Origin of the sequence: Streptomyces marispadix (genome assembly GCF_022524345.1) — a bacterium.
In the GTDB taxonomy this organism is placed as follows: Bacteria; Actinomycetota; Actinomycetes; order Streptomycetales; family Streptomycetaceae; genus Streptomyces; species Streptomyces marispadix.
Genome location: NZ_JAKWJU010000002.1, coordinates 6,204,574 through 6,220,382, shown reverse-complemented (window position 1 = coordinate 6,220,382; position 15,809 = coordinate 6,204,574). Strand labels below are relative to the sequence as shown.

General features: G+C 71.3%; 16 protein-coding genes. 7 read left to right on the top strand and 9 right to left on the bottom strand.

Going from position 1 to position 15,809, the window contains the following annotated elements:
• Nucleotides 1-47: 47 nt before the first annotated feature.
• Nucleotides 48-2,213 (top strand): OmpL47-type beta-barrel domain-containing protein, encoded by a 2,166-nt coding sequence (locus MMA15_RS25840; protein ID WP_241063503.1) that lies wholly within the window; start codon nucleotides 48-50, stop codon nucleotides 2,211-2,213.
• A 222-nt stretch (nucleotides 2,214-2,435) separates the two neighbouring features.
• Here the strand turns inward: MMA15_RS25840 and MMA15_RS25835 are convergent, their stop codons facing one another.
• From MMA15_RS25835 to MMA15_RS25815, 6 genes are all read right to left on the bottom strand, one after another.
• A complete protein-coding gene (locus MMA15_RS25835) occupies nucleotides 2,436-2,963 on the bottom strand; it encodes a DUF1062 domain-containing protein (RefSeq protein ID WP_372498375.1) in 528 nt (175 codons plus the stop codon).
• Nucleotides 2,964-3,348: 385 nt separating this feature from the next.
• The gene (locus MMA15_RS25830; RefSeq protein WP_241062562.1) at nucleotides 3,349-3,960 is read right to left on the bottom strand and encodes a DinB family protein; all 612 of its coding nucleotides are present in this window, start codon (nucleotides 3,958-3,960) and stop codon (nucleotides 3,349-3,351) included.
• Nucleotides 3,961-4,103: 143 nt separating this feature from the next.
• Complete coding sequence (locus tag MMA15_RS25825; protein ID WP_241062561.1) at nucleotides 4,104-4,307, bottom strand: DUF397 domain-containing protein; 204 nt, start codon at nucleotides 4,305-4,307, stop codon at nucleotides 4,104-4,106.
• A gap of 10 nt (nucleotides 4,308-4,317) precedes the next feature.
• Nucleotides 4,318-4,521 (bottom strand): DUF397 domain-containing protein, encoded by a 204-nt coding sequence (locus MMA15_RS25820; protein ID WP_241062560.1) that lies wholly within the window; start codon nucleotides 4,519-4,521, stop codon nucleotides 4,318-4,320.
• Nucleotides 4,518-4,748 carry a Scr1 family TA system antitoxin-like transcriptional regulator gene (locus MMA15_RS28350; protein ID WP_308290592.1) on the bottom strand — a complete coding sequence of 77 codons (231 nt, stop codon included), beginning with the start codon at nucleotides 4,746-4,748 and terminating at the stop codon, nucleotides 4,518-4,520. Before MMA15_RS28350 ends, MMA15_RS25820 begins: the two co-directional genes overlap by 4 nt.
• Nucleotides 4,691-5,446: a helix-turn-helix domain-containing protein gene (locus MMA15_RS25815; protein WP_308290591.1), complete on the bottom strand. Its 756-nt coding sequence runs from the start codon at nucleotides 5,444-5,446 to the stop codon at nucleotides 4,691-4,693. The genes MMA15_RS28350 and MMA15_RS25815 overlap by 58 nt, the downstream gene beginning before the upstream one ends.
• A 349-nt stretch (nucleotides 5,447-5,795) precedes the next feature.
• On the opposite strand from MMA15_RS25815, the gene MMA15_RS25810 reads away from it, so the two are divergent.
• Both MMA15_RS25810 and MMA15_RS25805 read left to right on the top strand, forming a co-directional pair.
• Nucleotides 5,796-6,950 carry an AAA family ATPase gene (locus tag MMA15_RS25810; protein ID WP_241062559.1) on the top strand — a complete coding sequence of 385 codons (1,155 nt, stop codon included), beginning with the start codon at nucleotides 5,796-5,798 and terminating at the stop codon, nucleotides 6,948-6,950.
• A 58-nt stretch (nucleotides 6,951-7,008) separates the two neighbouring features.
• A complete protein-coding gene (locus MMA15_RS25805) occupies nucleotides 7,009-8,586 on the top strand; it encodes a winged helix DNA-binding protein (protein WP_241062558.1) in 1,578 nt (525 codons plus the stop codon).
• 159 nt (nucleotides 8,587-8,745) lie between these two features.
• Here the strand turns inward: MMA15_RS25805 and MMA15_RS25800 are convergent, their stop codons facing one another.
• Nucleotides 8,746-9,390 carry a nitroreductase family protein gene (locus MMA15_RS25800; protein ID WP_241062557.1) on the bottom strand — a complete coding sequence of 215 codons (645 nt, stop codon included), beginning with the start codon at nucleotides 9,388-9,390 and terminating at the stop codon, nucleotides 8,746-8,748.
• Between the two features lie 231 nt (nucleotides 9,391-9,621).
• Between MMA15_RS25800 and MMA15_RS25795 the strand changes: the two genes are divergently transcribed.
• From MMA15_RS25795 to MMA15_RS25780, 4 genes are all read left to right on the top strand, one after another.
• Complete coding sequence (locus MMA15_RS25795) at nucleotides 9,622-10,314, top strand: FadR/GntR family transcriptional regulator (RefSeq protein ID WP_241062556.1); 693 nt, start codon at nucleotides 9,622-9,624, stop codon at nucleotides 10,312-10,314.
• A gap of 700 nt (nucleotides 10,315-11,014) precedes the next feature.
• Nucleotides 11,015-11,821 (top strand): tocopherol cyclase family protein, encoded by an 807-nt coding sequence (locus MMA15_RS25790; protein ID WP_241062555.1) that lies wholly within the window; start codon nucleotides 11,015-11,017, stop codon nucleotides 11,819-11,821.
• Complete coding sequence (locus tag MMA15_RS25785) at nucleotides 11,818-13,686, top strand: GMC family oxidoreductase (RefSeq protein WP_241062554.1); 1,869 nt, start codon at nucleotides 11,818-11,820, stop codon at nucleotides 13,684-13,686. The genes MMA15_RS25790 and MMA15_RS25785 overlap by 4 nt, the downstream gene beginning before the upstream one ends.
• 87 nt (nucleotides 13,687-13,773) lie before the next feature.
• Entirely contained in the window at nucleotides 13,774-14,067 is a 294-nt protein-coding gene (locus MMA15_RS25780; RefSeq protein WP_241062553.1) for a hypothetical protein, read from the top strand.
• A 109-nt stretch (nucleotides 14,068-14,176) separates the two neighbouring features.
• Here the strand turns inward: MMA15_RS25780 and MMA15_RS25775 are convergent, their stop codons facing one another.
• Both MMA15_RS25775 and MMA15_RS25770 read right to left on the bottom strand, forming a co-directional pair.
• Nucleotides 14,177-14,827, bottom strand: a complete 651-nt coding sequence (locus tag MMA15_RS25775; RefSeq protein ID WP_241062552.1) for an aspartate/glutamate racemase family protein — start codon at nucleotides 14,825-14,827, stop codon at nucleotides 14,177-14,179.
• Complete coding sequence (locus MMA15_RS25770) at nucleotides 14,824-15,756, bottom strand: hypothetical protein (protein WP_241062551.1); 933 nt, start codon at nucleotides 15,754-15,756, stop codon at nucleotides 14,824-14,826. Before MMA15_RS25770 ends, MMA15_RS25775 begins: the two co-directional genes overlap by 4 nt.
• Nucleotides 15,757-15,809 lie beyond the last annotated feature (53 nt).

Here is a 15,809-nt window from a genome sequence, read left to right as displayed (position 1 = left end):
CCCAGCAGCGCGGCCGCAGCCGCACCGCGCGTACCGCACGTACGGCCGTGACGGCGCTCTTCGCCGCGCTGCTGCTGGTGCTCGGCCTCACCTCGGCGCCCGCGTACGGTCAACAGGCCCCGGCAGCCGAGCAGTTGCTGAGGTGGACCGCGAGCGACGACATCACGCGCTACACCTCGGCACCGCAGACGGCGGTGGCGGGCCCGGCGACCATCGAGTTCGAGAACAGCGAGGCGACGGGCAACACCACGTCCATGCCGCACACGTTGACGTTCGTCACCGGCGACCCGGACTACAACGACGACGTGAACGTGAACATCCTCGCCAACCCCTCGGACGCCCAGGGCGGCAAGCACTCCGTCGAAGTGACTCTGACGCCGGGGACGTACAAGTACCACTGCACGATCCCCGGCCACGGCCAGATGGAGGGCACGTTCGTCGTCACCGACGGCGGCGGGGGCGACGACACCACGCCGCCCGAGACGTCCGCGAAAGTCGAAGGCGACAAGAACGCGGACGGCGCCTACGTCGGCATGGCCACCGTCACCGTCACCGCCTCGGATACCGGCTCCGGCCTCGGCACCGTCGAGTACGCCCTCGGCGACGCGGGCTACCAGCCCTACACCGAGCCGGTGATGGTGCATGAGACGGGTGCTCATGTCTTCCGCTACAGAGCCACCGACAAGGCAGGCAACGTGGCGGAGGAGAAGACGGTGGAGTTCACCGTCGTCGCGCCGCCCACGGACGACACCACACCACCGGAGACGTCGGCGACGGTCGACGGCGAGCAGGACGCGGACGGCGCCTATGTCGGCATGGCGACGGTGACGGTCACCGCCTCCGATGCCGGTTCGGGTGTCAACACCGTCGAATTCGCCCTGGGCGACGGGGAGTTCCAGCCGTACACGGCTCCGGTGATGGTGCACGAGCCGGGCTCCTACACCTTCCGCTACAAGGCGACGGACAAGGCGGGCAACGCCGCGGAGGCGAAGTCCGCGGAGTTCACCGTCGTCGAGCAGCCGGCGGAGGACACCACACCTCCGACGACGACGGCGAAGACCGAGGGGAGGACGAACTCCGACGGCGACTACATCGGCAAGGCCACCGTGACCGTCGCCGCGACCGACGAGGACTCGGGTGTCGAGAAGGTCGAATACTCCCTCGACGGCGGCCCGTTCCTCGCCTACAGCGAGCCGCTCGTCGTCGACCGTACGGGCCACCACAGCGTCGCCCACCGTGCGACCGACAAGGCGGGCAACACCTCGCAGGGCGTCGCCGAGTCCTTCGACGTGGTGCCGGGCGGCGGCGTACCCGCCCCCGACTGCCCCGAGTTCGACGAGCGGGAGACCGTCTTCATCGGCGACACCGACACCGGCGTACCGAACCGGATGACGCAACAGCGCTGCACCGTCGGCGAGTTGATCGAGGACGAGAAGGACTGGTCCTCGCACGCCCTTTTCGTCAAGCACGTCACGGAGGTCACCGGCGATCTGCTCAGGCAGAAGGTGCTCGACACCCGCGAGAGCAGGTTGATCAACCGCGCGGCGAGGAATTCGCAGATCGGTGAGCCGGGGCAGCAGACCGGCTACAAGAAGCTGTTCGACGGTACGAAGGAGTCCTTCGAGCGGTGGCAGCACGTCGGCGGCGGCGCCTTCTCCCTCAACGGCGACGGCAGCATGACCAGCAGCACCGAGACCGAAGGCATGGGCATGCTGTGGTATCCGAAGCGCAAGTACTCCGACTACTCGCTGAAGCTCCAGTTCCGCGACGACGCACCGGGCGACGGCAACGCCAACTCCGGTGTCTTCGCGCGCTTCCCGTACGTCCACGACAACCCGGAGGAGCCGCGCCCGGAGTGGGTCGCCATCAAGTTCGGGCACGAGCTTCAGATCCTCGACAGCCCCGACGGCGACATGTACAAGACGGGCTCGGTCTACGGCTTCGACCGGGTGGGGCTGGGCGGCGCGGGCGTCACGCCCAAAGGCACCTGGAACGACTACGAGATCAAGGTGGTCGGCCAGCACTACTCGGTCTACCGGAACGGAGAGCTGATCAACGAGTTCGACAACACCGGCGGCCAGGTCTTCGAGCCGCCCCGCGACGACGACCCGGGCACGGACGGGCGCCGCTACGCGTCGGGGTACATCGGCCTCCAGGTGCACAGCGTCACGGACGTGATCTCGTACCGGGACGTGCGGATCAAGGAGCTGTAAGCGAACGAGCCGCGCACACGGGGGCGTTCCGGCCCCCGGCCCCCGCGGCGCAGGTGGCCCGGCCGCACCCGGCCGGGCCACTTCCGTCCGGGCCCACTTCCGTCCGGAGCCGATTCCGTCCGGAGCCGATTCCGTCCGGGGGTGGTTTCGACCGACCCGGCGCCTCTCGCAGGACAGGCCCTGTCCCGGGTCCTGTCCTCCAGGGTCCTGTTTCCTGGAGGATCAGAGCTTGAGGGTGAAGTCGAAGTCGCCGGAGAGCTTGCCGGTCAGGCGGACCGCCGACACGAGATTCCCCCCGGCGATCAGTCTCTCGACCTCGGCTCGCGAAAAGCCGAGTCCTTCAGCGATCAGTCGCACCGGCCGCACAGGGATTCGCGCCGCGAAGCGGACCGAGACGTCGATCGCGTCGTCCTCCGATCGAGCCGGTCCGCCGGTGTCGAGACGCCAGGCGTCGTCCCAGTCGAGGGCGATGCGATTACGGCGCCGCACGACCGGGTCCTGGAGCAACTCGGCTGTCAGTCCAGGGTCGTTGTGGTGCAGCCGGTCCAGCAGCTCAGGCCGTACGGAGCGCACGTTCATCCGCTCCAGGACCGTGAGCTTGGTTGTCTCCCCGCAGACGGCGCACAGCGCGAGGAGCCAGACGTCGAGGAGCTTGTGGTTTGCGTTGACGCGGAATCTGCCGCTTGCCCTGAAGCGCTCGGAGGCGCACGACTGGCAGCGGCGGAGAATGGCAGGCAGGCAAGTGGGCACGACGACCCAGTCCTTGGGCACAGAAGTACACCGGTTCCAGTGAGAAGTCCGCAGCGAAAAGGAGCGCGGCGCGAATGCGCGACGCGCGACGAATCAGTGCTCGGGAGATCTCACTTGGTGTACAAAGGCTCGTCCTCAGCGAGGCGGCAGGGGCGTGGGCACGGTAGCGGCACGCGGGAGTGCGGCTCCACTGGTTTTAGAGCGAGATGGGGCCCATGTTCCGCCGCTGCGAAGGTGGTTGGCCTCGTCAGGAGTTCGTCCGGACGGCCCGGTCCGGCGGGCGGCCAGCCAGTCGGCGCTGGCTCAGGAACGAGTAGGCGCGAGCTCTGGTGCCCCTCGCGCTCGCGCAAGGATTACGGGTCTGTGACGGTCGCCGGACCGGCGGTCATTGGCCCACTCGGCCGTCGATCCGCTCGCGCAGGAGGTCGGCGTGGCCGCAGTGCCGCGCGTACTCCGCGATCTGCGCCACCAGGACGTCGCGAAGCGTCACGTCCCCACCGTGTTCCGGGCCGAGATCGAGATACCCGGCGTTCCGGGTGCCCAGGTCGGTGACGGCGGCAAGGTACCGGTCGGTGGCTTCCGTCTCCTCCCGCCACTGACGCCACGCGTCCTCCACGACGGCCGGGTCGGCGATCGCGCCGTTCCAGTCCCCGTCCCGGTCTTCGTCGCTGCGATACAGCTTCGGCGCGTCGTCGCCGGCCATCACCCGGCGAAAGTGCCGCTCGTCCTCGGCCATGTGCCGCACCAGGCCGAGCAAGGACATCGTGGACGGCGGCACGGAGCGCCGGGCCATCTGTTCGGCGTCCAGGTCCGCGCACTTCATCTCCATGGTGAGGCGGTAGCTGCGCAGGTAGTCGAGCAGAACGCCGCGTTCGTCGGCGGCCTCGACAGCGGTCTCGCGTGGGTCGTCGTCCGGATCGACCCACATGTCGGGATGGATGGTCGACCGCGTCCACCGAGTCGCCGCTGCTTCGTTGCTGTGCTCACCCGAGTCCATGCGGGCATCGTCATGGGCGTCGGCGCTGTCCGCTACTGATTATCGGGACTGCGTAGCTGAGGCCTTAGCTGAGGCCCGCCCCGTAAGTGATCTTGCTTTGCGTTGCTTCGGGCTCCAAGCCGCGGGTCACTTACGGGACAGCCCTAGCGGGACGCGAAGCGGATGAACGCCGTCCACTGGGCGCGGCCGACGGTCAGCGAAGGCCGCTCGCGGTCCTTCGAATCACGGACGTAGACCGACATGGGCGTGGGCGCGACTTCGACGCACTCACCGCCGTCTCCCGCGCTGTAGCTGCTCTTTCGCCAGTGGAGCCTGGCCGTGAACTCGGTGCTGCCACCGAAGGTCATTGCTCTCCCGCTACTCGGACGCGAACCGTACGAACGCGGCCCACTCAGCACGACCGACGGTCAGCGAAGGCCGCTCGCGATGCTTGGAGTCCCGGACATGAACCGAAGCGGCGGAGTGCGCCACCTCGACACACTCGCCGCCCTCGCCACCGCTGTGACTGCTCTTTATCCATCGCAGGTCGGAAAGGCCACTGGCGTGCGACTCGGCGTTCATTCGTCTCCCAGCTTCTTCTCGATGAGCACCAACGACTCACGGGGTGTCAGTGCCTGACCACGAATGCTGCTGTAACGCGCAGCCAGCATACGGACTTGCTCCGCATCCGTGACCAATCGATTTTCGCCTTGCACTTCCAAGTAGCCGACCTGTTGCTTGCCCCGTGGGGTCAGCAGGATGAAGGGGCCGTCGATCCCCGCGTAGCCCTCACAGTGGAGCGGCAGCACCTGAACTGACTGCGCAACTTCGCTGACGCGATGAGGGACCTGAGCTGCTCCCGCTGGACGGCACTGCCTGCGATCGCGCGACTCAGCACGGACTCATCGATGACCGCGCTGACCATCGGCGCCAGCCACTTCTCCAGGATCTTCTGCCGTTCCAGCCGTGCCTCGACGCCCCGCTCGACCGTCGCCTCGTCCAGCAGCGGCTGCCGGACCATGAACGTCGCCCGCGCGTACGACTCCGTCTGAAGCAGCCCCGGAACGGTCAGCGTGCTGAAGAAGTTGATCTCCACTGCCTCGCGTTCCAGGCGGGCGTAGTCGCGGAACCAGGCCGGGTGGCGGACGCGGGCGCGGGCGCGGGCACGTGCGACGTCGTCCTTCGTGGCCTTCAACAGGCCGTCCGCGCCCAGTAATTCGTCCGCCGCGTCCAGGAACTCCGGTTGCGGGGTGCGCCGTCCGCGCTCCAGGGAGGAGATCTGGTCCTCCCCGTAGGCCAGTCGCTGCCCCAACTCCCGCTGAGTCAGGCCCGCCCGGTCCCGCAGCAGGCGGACCTGCCTGCCCACGGCGCGGAAGAGGTCCGAGGGACCGTCCTCGTCCTCGTCAGGTTCGGGACGGTGGTTTTCAGCGTCTTCGCCGCCGTCCTCATCGCCGACTTCGTGGCCGACTTCGTGGCCGCCCTCGCCCGTCGTCCCCGAATCCCGCATCCGCCCTCCCGTGCTCTCTTCGACGCGCCGCGCACGTCGCCCTGTGTGCCGGTACTCCCACGCTGCGTACCGGACGTACTGCCGGTCAGCGTACGAGCCGGTGGACACGCTGAGTGACGCGAAGCGTCAAAGCGCCCGTACAGGAACCGAGTTGTACGCGCCCGCACGTCATGCGTCGGTGCTGCCGTCGCATGACGTGCGGCGCGCACGGCGCACGGCATCCTGCGGGCCCGGCCCGTTGTCAGACCCTCGGGGGAGACTGGCCGGGACCGTGACAGCCCGACGAACCGCCTGAGCCGAACGAACGACATCGACCCGTCGCAGAGAGACCCACGCAGAGAGCCCCCACATGATCACCACTCTCGCCGTCGAGAACTACCGTTCCCTGAGCCGTCTTATCGTGCCGCTGGAGCGGCTGAACGTCGTCACCGGTGCCAACGGCACCGGGAAGTCCAGCCTGTACCGGGCGCTGCGGCTGCTCGCCGACGCCGCTCGTGGCGGGGCCGTCGCGGCGCTCGCGCGGGAGGGCGGGCTGCGGTCGACGCTGTGGGCGGGCGCGGAGAATCCCGCACAGGGCGCGGGCCGCAGCGGGCCCGTGGGGCTGCGGCTGGGCTTCGCGGGGGACGAGTTCGGGTACGCCGTCGACTTCGGGCATCCGATACCGTCCGGCTCGCTCTTCGACCTCGATCCGGAGATCAAGGTCGAGGCCACCTGGGCGGGTCCGGTGCTGCGCCCTGCGGCTGTGCTCTCCGAGCGCAAGGGGCCTTCCGTGCGTACTCGTACGGCGGACGGCGACTGGCACCGCTCGGCGGGTGAACTGCGCCCGTACGACAGCATGTTGAGCGAGTTCGCCGATCCCCGGCTGGCACCCGACCTGCTGCGGCTGCGGGAGCACATCAGGTCGTGGCGCTTCTACGACCATGTGCGTACGGATGCGGGAGCGCCCGCCCGCAGCACGGCGACCGGCACCCGTACGCCGGTGCTCGGGCATGACGGCGGGGATCTGGCCGCGGCGCTCCAGACGATCATGGAGATCGGGGACGGCAAGTCGCTGGAGACGGCGGTGGACGCGGCGTTCCCGGGGAGCACGCTGAGCATCGGGAGCGAGGGCGGCCGTTTCGAACTGCGCCTGCATCAGCGGGGGTTGATGAGACCGCTCGGCGCCGCCGAACTGTCGGACGGCACCCTGCGCTATCTGCTGTGGACCGCTGCGCTGCTGACGCCCCGCCCTCCCGGGCTGCTCGTACTCAACGAGCCGGAGGCCAGCCTCCACCCCGAACTGCTGCCGCCGCTGGCGGACTTGATCGTCACCGCCGCACCGGACACGCAGATCGTGGTGGTCACTCACGCGTCGGAGCTGGCCGGAGAGCTGGAGCGCCGCGCGATACGTGGCGGGCTGGGCGTCAACGCGGTCGAGCTGGTGAAGGACGAGTACGGGCAGACGGAGGTGGCAGGACGCGAGGGCCCGCTGGACCAGCCTCCTTGGCACTGGCCGAAGCGGTGACGTACGCACGTCGTCGCTCGGGGTCCGGCTGTCAGAGGCGCGCCCTATGGTCCAGGCCATGATGCGAAGAGCGGACGCGGAGTTGATCGGATATCTGGCGGACTACCACGACCAGGCCCGGCTGGTGCTTCGGGACGTGTCCGACACGGACGCGGCGCTGGCGGCGCTCGAAAGGGCCGCGGAGGCCGTCTGGAGCCTTCCGCACCCCGACGAGCCCGACTGTGCGCTGCCCAACTGGTGCGAGGCGGCACTGGAGGACGGTCACGCGGTGCTGCACATGGACGCCAAGGACGGCGCCGGGCAGATCGATCAGATCGCCGCGTCGATACTGAGGGCCATCGACGAGGCGGGAGTCGGCGGGCGGCTCGAACCCTTCCCTCATCGGGAGCCGCCCCCGGACGGGCTCGCAGCGGATCAGCCCTCCGGCTCGCCGACCGCCTCCGACTCGCCTTCGCTCGGCGGCTCTTCGACTCCTTCCGCCACTGGTGCTGCTTCGGCACCTCCGGCCACTGGTGCCGCTTCGACGGCTGGCAGCTTGGCGCGCGGACGAGTCCGCCCGCGTGCACGGAAGGTGTCGCCGGGCGACCTCGGGCTCGCCGTGAGCGAGCGCGGCCTGCTGTACCACGAGGGCGTACGGGCGATGACCGGCCAGGTGCTGAGCCCGTGGACGCTCGTCGGCTATGAGACGGCGGTGGCGATGCGCGCTGTCAGGGACGCGGCGAGCGCCGCCGGCCGCCGGAGGGGAAGGGAGCGGCGCGGCGACGGGACTCCCCCGCTGTGGCCGCTGCGGGAGCACCGGGACGGTCTGACGCTCGCCGAGCTGTGCACGCGGATGAGCGACGGTTACGAGGAACTGTCGCCGGTCTTCGACCAGTTGGAACGCACCGGGGAGCTGGTCAGATGGCACGACGACTCCGGCCGTATCCGGCTGCGGCTCACCGAACGAGGGCAGCGCGCCATGGACGAGTGCGTGGGGGACCTGGCCGCCGGCAACCTGGTTCTCGTCGAGGACATCCCTGCCGAGCGGGTCGGGATCGTCCGCCATGTGTGCGTACAGGCGGTGGCGAACAGCGAGCGGTTCGCCCGGCGTCCGGAGAGTGTGCCGTCACCGGCGGCCGTCACCGACACGGGCAAGTGGCAGCTCGAACGGGACGGTGAGGACCGGCTCTTCGTGACGGGCCTGCGGGAGTTCACCGGCCCGCTGGAGCCGGAGGCGGTGCTCGCGTCGGAGACGGTGTTCGCGCTGGGGAGGGCGCTCTCGGCACTGCCGCGCCCGGTGCCCGCCGACGCTCGCACCCTGCCGGTGTGGTGGCTCTACGGCTGCCCTGAGGGGCACGGCATACCGCGTACGGCGATCGAGGACGCGCTGGGCGGCGATGGGCCACGGGTGCTGGAGGAACTGTCGCGGGCGGGCCTGGTGTCGCAGTCGGCGGCGCCGGGCTCCGCGGACGGCGACGACGGGGCGGCCGTCTGCCGACTGACGGAGCAGGGGCGGGAGTTGATACGCGAACGGGTGCGTGTGCTGGAGGACGAGGTGAGCGCCGCGTTCGAGGGTGTGAGCATGGAGGACCTGGCGGAGGCCCGCGACGGCTGCTGGCGTATCGCCCTCAACCGCCGCGCGGCGGAGGCCGCATGACCAGGGAAGCGATGCGCGTCGTATGACCAGGGACGCGATGCGCGTCGTATGACCAGGGACGCGATGCGCGTCGTATGACCAGGGATGCGACGCGGTCCCGTGACCCGGGACGGAGGAGCCCCACGGGCCGCGACACGGTGGTAGGCGCCCGCGCCCGCCTCACCAGCCGTTCTCGTGCAGCACCTCCGAAAGCGGCGTGCGCCGCGCGGGCTTGAAGGTGTCGCCCGTGTAGTGCGCGGTGGGGATGAGCGCCGCCTGGCGGACGTTCGAGGGGAGGCCCAGGACTTCGGCCACCTCCTTCTCGTAGCGCAGATGGAGCGTGGTCCACGCGGTGCCCAGGCCCCGGGAGCGGGCGGCGAGCATATAGCTCCAGGCGGCGGGGAGGATCGAGCCCCACAGGCCCGCCTGGTTTCCCTCGGGCAGCTCCTCGGAGGGCAGTTGGAGGCAGGGGACGACCAGCACGGGGACGTCTCCCATGCGGTCCGCGAGGTAGGCGACGCTGTCGTTGACGCGGGCCTGCACCTTCGAGCGCTGCGGGTCGTCGGCGTAGAGACGCCCGGCGGCGTGCGGCGATTCGAGGTAGGCCCGGCAGGACTTCCGGTAGAGCGCGCCCACTTCGCGCCGGACCTCGGGGTCGGTGAGGACGAGCCAGTGCCAGCGCTGTGCGTTGGAGCCGCTGGGCGCCTGGAGGGCGGTCTCCAGGCAGTCGCGTACGAGGGCCGGGTCGACGGGACGCTCCAGGTCCAGCCGCTTGCGGACGCTGCGGGTGGTGGTCAGCAGCTCGTGTGCGGTCAGTTCGGGCACGGACGGCTCCAGGGGTACGGATACGGCTTCGGGCGGGCGGCCGACCGCCGCACGGACAAGGGGCGGCTGAGCGGCTGCTCGGCTAACGCACGTTAACCACACGTCAGTTGAGGCGTCCACCGCACAACGTCCCGGGCCACCCCCCACCGGGGGCCGACGCAGGACTCTTGTTCCAGCGGACTGTACGTGATTCAGTGGCTCATCCACTGAGTCACTGAGAAAGGTGCGGTCGTGGAAACGCTGCCCCGCGAGACCATCGTCGACGTACTGGAGAACAAGCTCCGCGAGGAGATCCTCACCGGGTCCCATCCCGCGGGGAGCTATCTGCCGCCCGAGCGCGAACTCGCCGACGGCTACGGCGTCACGCGCACCACGCTCAAGCACGCCTTCGGGCGCCTCATACAGTCCGGGCTGCTGGAGACCCGCCATGGAGTCGGCACACGCGTAAGGGACTTCGCGCGCCTCGGCGGCGCCGATCTGCTGCCCATGCTGGTGCGCCACAGCCCCGGCTGGCTCGGGGAGATCTTCGAAGTGCGGCGCAGCATCGGGGCGTTGATCGCCGAGAGGGCCGCGATGAGGGCCACCCCGGAACAGCGCGACGAGCTGCGCACGCTGCTGGCCGCCGTCGGCGAGGCCGAGGGCGGCAACGACGTGCAGCTCGCCGACATCGAGGTGCACAGGGCGCTGGCCCGCGCCACCGGAAACCGCGTCTACACGCTGCTGACCAACACGCTCTTCAACGCCTACGTCCCCATGCGCGCCCATCTCGTAGGCCCGTTCCTCGATCCGCAGGTGGCGCACGGCAGGCTGGAGCCCGTCGTCGCGGCGGTCGGCAGCGGCGACGCGAAGGCGGCCCGCGAGGCGGCGGACGCCTATCTCGCCGATACCGAGCGCATCATGCTCGACGGTCTCGGGATCGCCTGATGGGCGGCAGGGGCACCGTGTTCTCGGAGGTCATGGCCGGTTCGGTGCGGCTGGCCGGGGAACGCGAGGCGCGACGGGCGCGGCTGGACCTGACGGTGCGGGCCGACCGTCCGCTGCTTCCGCACCGTACGACCGACGGCACGATCACCGGCCGCGTGCGGATCGCGGGCTGGACGGACGACGTGCGGGCCACGGGCACGATGGAGATATCGCCGCTCGCCAGGCGGCGCATCCGCTACCGGGTGAACTTCACGGCGCAGGGCCGCAGTTACTCCCTCGACGGCTGGAAGTCGATATCCCTCACACGGCCGGTGAGGTCGATGACGGTACTGCCGTTCTCGCTCTTCGACAGCGGCGAAACCCCCGACCACGCCCAAGCAGACGCAGACAGCGGCAGCGGCAGCGGCAGCGGCAGCGGCAGCGGCAGCGGCAGCGAGGGTGATGCCGGTCGTGAGGAGGCCGGGCAGGGAACGCTGCGCTTCCCGCTCGCCCCACTCGACTCCTCCCGTTCCTGGGCAGTTTCCGATTCCCCCGTGTCGACGACCCGGCCGAGCAGCTCGCACCGCGCTGGAGCGGCGAGGCGGGCCGTACCGAGGTCTGGTACACGACCGTCACCGACCCGGCCAGCCGCTCGGGGCTGTGGCTGCACCACGAACTCGTCGCTCCGTCCGACGGGTCGGACGCCTACGCACACGGCTGGGTGGCACGCTTCCCCGCCGACGGCGAAGGCCCCGTGGAGCACGCCCGGTTCGGCCCGGAGCCGTACAAGCCGGGCTCCCCGGCACATGGCTTCGCCGCCGACGGCATCGAGGCGGCACCGGGACGGCTGCGGGGCGAGGCGGGACCGTTCCGCTGGGAGCTGGCCGAGCACCCTCAACTGCCCGGTGAGGGACCGCTGTTCACCTTCCCCCGCTGGTCGTGGCGGAGGCCGCTGCTTCCCGCCGCGCAGATCGTCCCGTCTCCTGCCGCCCTGTACACGGGCACATTCGCCTACGACGGCGGGGAGTTGCGGCTGGAGGGCGCGCCCGGCGCCACGGCCCGCATCTACGGGCACGGCAACGCCCGCCGCTGGGCGTGGCTGCACGCGGGTCTCGGCGGCGGCGACGTGCTGGAGATCGTCGCGGCCACGTCGATGCGCCCGGGGCTGCGCAGGCTGCCGCCCCTGGTGTTCCTGAGGCTGCGCAAGGACGGCCGTACCTGGCCTCGCAGGCCCGAGCGGACGGCCGTCGGCTGGGCGGGACTGGGCCGCTTCAAGGCCCGTGTGGCACTGCCGACTTGGACGGTGAGGGGCCGCAGCGGTCTGCGCCGCATTCGTGTCGAGGTGACCCAGCCCGAAGAGCGCACCCTCGCTCTCGACTACACCGATCCGGACGGCAGCGGCGCGGTGTGCCGCAACAGCGAGACGGCGGACGCACGGATCGTACTGGAGCGGTGGTGGGGGCGCTGGCGCACGGAGGCGCAGTGGTCCCTGGAGGGCACGGCACACGCGGAGGTGGGTCAGCGATGAGCGCTCAGAACCGGCTCGGCGGCCTCGTCGCCGCCATGCTCGCCGACGACGGCGGCACGTCGTGGCCGGGTGCCGTGCCCCGGCGGCTCGACGCCGTGCTCGGCACGATGCCCGCCCACGCCCGCGCGGGTGTGAAGGCCGCGGCAGCCGCCGTGGACGCCTACGCCGCCGTACGCACCGGACGCCGGCTGCGCGGACTGACGCCCGCGGAACGGGAGACGGTGCTCTCCTCGCTCGCCGCCCGGTCGTCGCTGCTGCCGGTGCTGGACGCCGTGAAAGTGCCCGTGATGCTCGCCGCGGGCACCGAGCGGATGCTCCACGAGGAGCCCGCGCCGCCACCCGCCCTCGCACCCGAGGACCCGCCGCTGGACTGTGTGCCGTCGGCCGAGTGGCCGGACCGTTCGACGGCGGACGCCGTGGTCGTCGGCTCCGGCGCGGGCGGCGCCATCGCGGCCCGTACGCTCGCTCGCGCCGGGATGCGGGTGGTCGTACTGGAGGAGGGGGCGCACCACACCACCGCGGACTTCGGGCGGCGTGCGCCGCTCGACCGCTTCGGGGAGCTGTACCGCGACGGCGGCGGCACCATAGCGCTCGGCAATCCGCCCGTCGTGCTGCCGGTGGGACGGGCCGTGGGCGGTACGACGGTCGTCAACTCCGGTACGTGCTACCGCACTCCGGAGCGGGTGCTGGCCCGCTGGCGCGACGCCTACGGGCTCCCCCTGGCCGACTCGGACGCCTTCGGCGAATGCCTCGACGAGGTCGAGCGCACCGTACGCGTCGAGACCGCGTCCCTCGACGTCCTCGGCCGCAACGGGCGGACCGCGCTGCTCGGCGCCGAGCGCCTCGGCTGGCAGGCCGCGCCGCTGCGCCGCAACGCCACCGGATGCAAGGGCTCCTGCCAGTGCGTCGTCGGCTGCCCCACTGGCGCGAAGCAGAGCGTGCAGCTCTCGGTGCTGCCCGACGCTTGCGCGGCGGGAGCGCGGATCGTCACGGGAGCGTACGTACGTCGCGTCCTCGTCGAGCGGGACCGGCCCGGCGGGCCGAGGGCGTGCGGGGTGGCGGTGCGGCGCCCGGACGGCAGCGAGTTGGAGATCCTCAGCCCGCTCGTGGTGGTCGCCGCGGGGGCGCTGTACTCGCCGGCGCTGCTGCGCCGCTCCGGCCTCGGCGGCCATCCCAGGCTCGGCCGCAACCTCGCGATTCATCCGGCGGCGAGCGTCGCGGGGCGCTTCGCCGAACCGGTCACCGCCTGGCGGGGCGTGCTCCAGAGCGTCGGCGTGGAGGAGCTGCACGGCGACGGCATCCTCATCGAGGCCACAGCGGGGCCTCCCGGCATGGGGTCGTTCGTACTGCCGGGTGTGGGACGGGCGTTGCGCAGGGAACTGGACGGGGCCGCGTCGCTCGCCACGCTCGGCGCTATGATCGCGGATCTGCCTTCGGGCCGCGTTCTGGGGGCCCGTCGTACGCTGCTCCGCTACGACCTGGCACAGCGGGACGCGGGGCGGCTGATGCGTGCGATCGAGGCGATGGGGAAGGTGCTCTTCGCCGCGGGCGCGGACGAGGTCCTCACAGGAATCCCGTCGGCACCGAAGGCGCACTCGCAGGACGAACTCCGGGAACTTCTCAGGGGGGTGACGGCAAAGCAGCTCCATCTGTCGGCGTTCCATCCGACGGGAACGGTGGCACTGGGCGCCGATCCGCAGACCGCCCCGGCGGACACCGAGGGGCGTCTGAGGGGGGTGCGGGGAGTGCTGATCGCCGATGGCTCCGCGCTGCCTAGCTGCCCGGAAGTGAATCCTCAGCTCACGATCATGGCGATGGCCCTCGCTATCGGAAGGACTGCCTCCGGAATGGCACAGAGTGCCTAATCCACCCCCGAACGTGCCGACGGGGGTGTGCAGTTGGCACGATGGAGGTGGAGATGTGCGCCGAGCCGTACCGAAACCGGGAGAAGGATGAAGAAGCGGAAACTGGCAGTTCGACTGGCCGCGCCCTGCGCGCTCGCCGTGGCCGCCATCGCGATCCCTTCGGTCGGGGGCACAGCGCAGGCAGGAGCGATCTGCGAGGTGGTGCACGATCACGCCCCCCGGTACGCCGGTGACAGCACGGAGAGCAAGGTCCTCGGCACGGTGCGGGCGGGCGAGGAGGTGGCCGCGACCGGCCCGGTCCGGCTGTGGCGGGTCTCCCGCGCGGACACGGGCGAGCCGATGGGGCACATGCGGCAGACGGACCTCAATTGCAGCGGCTGACAGGGTGGTTCGGCCTTGCCGGGCCTCCTGAGGGCTGCTTCAGGGCCGGTCCTCGCTCACCGGCCGGCGGCGGGCCGCTGCCCGCACCGCGCAGCAGGGGGCTCGGCTGTCAGTCGATCGCGGCCAGTTGAGCGGTGCCGCTGCGCGGTGACGTGAGCACCGGTATGCCGCACTCCTCGGCGACCGTGCCGACGGCGGCGGCCATGGACGCCTGGGCGAGTACGAGCACATCGTGGTCCTCGGCCAGTCGCCTCGCCTCCTGGGCGATGAGCCGGTCGTGTTCCTCGCCGCGTCCGGCCAGCCTCGCCTCGTAGGCGCCGGGACATGTGGTGGTGGTGACGGCGACCTGTGCGCCCTGGGCGTCCGCGTGGCGGCGAACGAGGTCGGCGGTCGGAGTGAGCGTGGAGTCGAGGGTGGCCAGTACGCCGATGCGCGGGCCCTTGCGCACGGCCTCCGCCGCCATCGGGTCGTCCACGCGCAGCACCGGTATCCCCGTCAGTGCACGTGCGGCCTCCGCCGCGGGCCCGACGGATGAGCACGTGACGAGCACGGCGCGGGCGCCCGCCGCCTCGGCGTGGGTGACGTAGGCCGCCAACCGGGCGGCGGTGCGCGGCAGTCGGCCATGGGCGACGGTGTCGGCGAGCAGGCTCTCGTCCACCACGTGGTACGGGCTCACCCCCGGTGCCTCCTCGCGCAGCAGCGGATCGAAGACGGCGGGCAGCGAGGCGACGGTGTGCAGCACGCACACCCGGGCGCTCATGCGGCACCCCCGGCGCCGCTGACGGCGGCGGGGGCCTGCCACCAGGGGCGGCCGTGCGCGTCGACGGTCTCGGCGAGGCGCCGCAGCCGCTCCACGCACGGGCCTTGGAGCTGTGCGCCGCGGTCATCGGCGTCGAGCGCGTCGGTCCACAGGGCACGCCCCGCGAGGAAGCCGGACGCACCGGCGCGGCAGGCCGCCTCCACGGCACGTGGGAAGTCGGCGCGCGCGACGCCCTGGGAGAGCACCACCCATGGCACGTCGACTTCCTCGTCGATCCGTTCGGCCTGCGCCGCGATCTCGCCGAGGGTGCCCGAACCTCCGTACGGGACCTGGCACTTGTAGAGGGAGGGGCGCAGCGGTGCCAGTTCCCTCGCGGCCTCCACGATGGCGTCGTTGAGCCCGAACGTACCGGCGGCCTCCTCCTCGGGCGTGGGCCTTGCCACGGGTTCGAGCACGGAGGCGAGCCCCGCGGCGCGGCACAGCTCGATGAAGCGCGCGGCGAGTGCCGTGCGCCGGTCGCGGTGGCCGTCGCGGCGCCAGATGACGAGGAGCTTGAGCGCGCGGGTGCCTTCGGCCGCCGCCGCGGCTATGTCGACGCCCTCGTCGAGGCCGGTGTCCTCGACCGGGCCGCCGGGCCGCTGGTCGAGGGTGTCTACCGCGAGGACCGTCGCACAGGAGGGCGGCAGCACTCGTGCGTCCGTCAGCGCGCGGTAGCCGTAGTCATGGTCGATGAGCAGGGCGGACGCGGCGGGGCCGAGGCTGCGGGCGACGTCGAGCTTGAAGTCGGTGAGTGCGCTGTCCGGTACGGACGCCCCGGCGCCCGCCTCCGTACCCGCGCCGGCCTCCGGCCCCGCGGCGCCGTGGGCTCTGCGGGCGGCAGCGGCGGCCATCATGGTGCGCAGCGAGTCGCGCTGGTCCATGGCGACCATCGCGAAGCACCCGGAGGGGCGGGCCAGCGCCGAGGGCGCCGGTGATCCGCCCG